This window comes from Bradyrhizobium sp. (genome assembly GCF_016462955.1).
Classification (GTDB): Bacteria; Pseudomonadota; Alphaproteobacteria; order Rhizobiales; family Xanthobacteraceae; genus Bradyrhizobium.
The window spans coordinates 7000-8131 of record NZ_JAEMSD010000325.1 but is presented as its reverse complement, the minus strand read 5'-3'; the positions used below and the strand labels follow the sequence as shown (position 1 = coordinate 8131).

Here is a 1132-nt window from a genome sequence, read left to right as displayed (position 1 = left end):
ACGCCTGGATCGCCACCGTGCCCGGTGACGGCGGCAGCGTGCTCATTGCCTACGACGAGGACCGCCGCGTCGTCGGCGCCTGCCGCTCCGCGCGTGCACTGCTTGGCTTCACCGACGGCATGATCGCCTCCGGGATTGATCTGTCCCGCTACGTCGATTTCGATCGTCAGTCTACCCGTGGCGCGGATGAGGTTGTCGCGCTGCGTCGCGCGGACGGCGGTCCGTCGAGACGGGGGCATGTAGCTCCGCCACCGCGGGCAAGGTCGCCTGCGCCGCGCCGCGATGCGCCGGTCGATCGTTTCGATGCCCTGCACCAACTCGCCGGCCGCGATCCCGGGTTGATCCGAAGCGTGAAGCGGCTCAGGAGCGTCACTGACCACGACCTGCCGGTACTGCTGCATGGCGAGACCGGCGTCGGCAAGGACGTGTTCGCGCGCGCCATTCACGCCGCGAGCAATCGCGCGCGCAACAATTATGTCGCGCTGAATTGCGCGGCCATGCCCGAGAGCCTGATCGACGCCGAGCTGTTCGGCTACGAGGCCGGTGCCTTCACCGGCGCGCGGCGCGACGGCTCGAAGGGCCTGATCGTGCAGGCCGACGGCGGCACGCTGTTCCTCGACGAGATCGGCGACATGCCGATCGGCTTGCAGACGCGGCTCTTGCGCGTCCTGGAGAATCGCGAGGTCTGGCCGCTCGGCGCGCTCAAGCCCGTCGCGGTCGACATCCGCTTGATCAGCGCCACGCATCGCGATCTCGGCCGTATGGCGGAAGAGGGCGCCTTCCGCGCCGATCTCTACTTCCGTCTGCGCGGCATGGAGGTGCGTCTCCCCGCCTTGCGCGAGCGTACCGACCGTGCCGACATCATCCGCCAGATCGCGCGCGAAGAAGCGCCCAATTGTCGCCTGTCGGACGAGGCGTGGTCACAGCTCGCGGCCTATCCGTTCCCCGGCAACATGCGCCAGCTCCGCCACGTGCTGCGGCTCGCCGGCTGCACCGCGGAAGACGATGTCATCGCGGCTGCCGATCTCGATCTACCGCCGTTCGGCGGACGGGCGGCAGAGCCGGACCTCGCGGCGGCCGAGCGCGCCACCATCGTCGAGGCTCTGCGCAAGCACGGCGGCCGCGTGACGGA

Annotated in this window: 1 protein-coding gene; it reads left to right on the top strand. The window is 69.6% G+C overall.

Going from position 1 to position 1132, the window contains the following annotated elements; genetic code table 11:
- Positions 1-1132: sigma 54-interacting transcriptional regulator (locus JHD07_RS26765; RefSeq protein WP_291627499.1), on the top strand; the 1132-nt coding region annotated here is incomplete at both ends.